This window comes from Streptomyces gottesmaniae (genome assembly GCF_031845845.1).
GTDB lineage: Bacteria > Actinomycetota > Actinomycetes > Streptomycetales > Streptomycetaceae > Streptomyces > Streptomyces akebiae.
In genome coordinates this window covers 1-981 of record NZ_JAVRFJ010000097.1, presented here as the reverse complement: position 1 = coordinate 981, position 981 = coordinate 1, and the positions used below count along the sequence as shown (strand labels likewise).

4 protein-coding genes are annotated in these 981 nt (G+C 69.6%); all 4 read right to left on the bottom strand.

Features of this window, described 5'->3' with window-relative positions; all coding sequences use genetic code 11:
- A partial coding sequence (locus RM704_RS44545) for a biotin carboxylase N-terminal domain-containing protein (RefSeq protein WP_311593563.1) occupies positions 1 to 132 on the bottom strand: 132 nt, incomplete at its 3' end.
- Positions 129 to 527, bottom strand: coding sequence for a hypothetical protein (locus tag RM704_RS44540; protein ID WP_157856682.1), 399 nt, complete (start codon positions 525 to 527; stop codon positions 129 to 131). The genes RM704_RS44545 and RM704_RS44540, both read right to left, overlap by 4 nt.
- Positions 528 to 622: 95 nt before the next feature.
- Positions 623 to 832, bottom strand: coding sequence for an acyl-CoA carboxylase epsilon subunit (locus tag RM704_RS44535; RefSeq protein ID WP_078937089.1), 210 nt, complete (start codon positions 830 to 832; stop codon positions 623 to 625).
- A gap of 15 nt (positions 833 to 847) precedes the next feature.
- Positions 848 to 981, bottom strand: a 134-nt coding sequence (locus RM704_RS44530; RefSeq protein WP_311593545.1) for a carboxyl transferase domain-containing protein, incomplete at its 5' end; no start/stop codon positions are given.

Here is a 981-nt window from a genome sequence, read left to right as displayed (position 1 = left end):
CGCGGCCCGCACATGCAGCGCGTCCCGGTCCGGATCGGCATACACGGCCACGCTCGCGATCCCGGCGTCCCGGCACGCCCGGGCGACGCGGACAGCGATTTCGCCTCGGTTGGCGATCAACACCTTGGTCAGCATGCCCACTCCAACACCATGTCCACCGGTACGGTGAGCCGCCGCTCCCCCTCGACAACCCTGCCGCTGTCCGAGTGGGAATGGGAGGCCACGTCCAATTTCACGTTGTCCAGCGCGAGACCACCGGCCGCCGGGACGATGCCTCCGACAAGAACGCGGCCGCCGCCTGCCTCTTCTCGCTCCAGCCGCTCGATCATCGCGTCCACCATCGGCAGGTGGGCACCCGAAGGTCCGGCGGGTTGTGTGCTCGGCACGTCCTGGGTGATGACGACGGCGACGATGTGTGCCGGTGCCTGGTTCAGGTCGGCGCGGGTCACGTCACAGCCTTCGTCACGCGAGGCCGGGGCGCATCCTGGTGTGCCGTGTTCGACGAGGCCGCGTTCGGCGATCACCACGCGGGCGTACGGTGCCGGGGCGGTGTCGGACCGCTCCGTGTCTTCTTGGCGGGCATACATGCGCGCTCCAGGGGTCTTGGGAGGGCTCGGCTCGTTCAACGGGGCCAGCAAGAGGTGCGCCAGGCTGTCGGCCCGGGCTGTGCGAGGGAGCTTCCGAGGATGTTGTGCTTCTTGTCGGCCCACTGGTTGGGCTGCTCGGGCCGCTCCGGCACGGTTGCGGACGCTGCCGCGCGGGCGCGGACCACCGCCAGGGCGGCGGCCAGCTCCTCCGGAGTCGGGTTTCCCCTTACGACTTTGATCGTCATGGCAGTTCCTGGAGCCTAGAGAGGGATGTTGCCGTGCTTCTTCGGGGGGAGGGACTCGCGCTTGGTGCGGAGTTGGCGCAGGCCGCGCACGAGGTGGCGGCGGGTTTCGGAGGGCGGGATGACGGCGTCGACGTAACCGCGTTCGGCTG

Bases quoted from the DNA above. Each gene is read 5' to 3' on its own strand.
- RM704_RS44535 (WP_078937089.1), bottom strand. From the start codon at position 832: ATGACGATCAAAGTCGTAAGGGGAAACCCGACTCCGGAGGAGCTGGCC.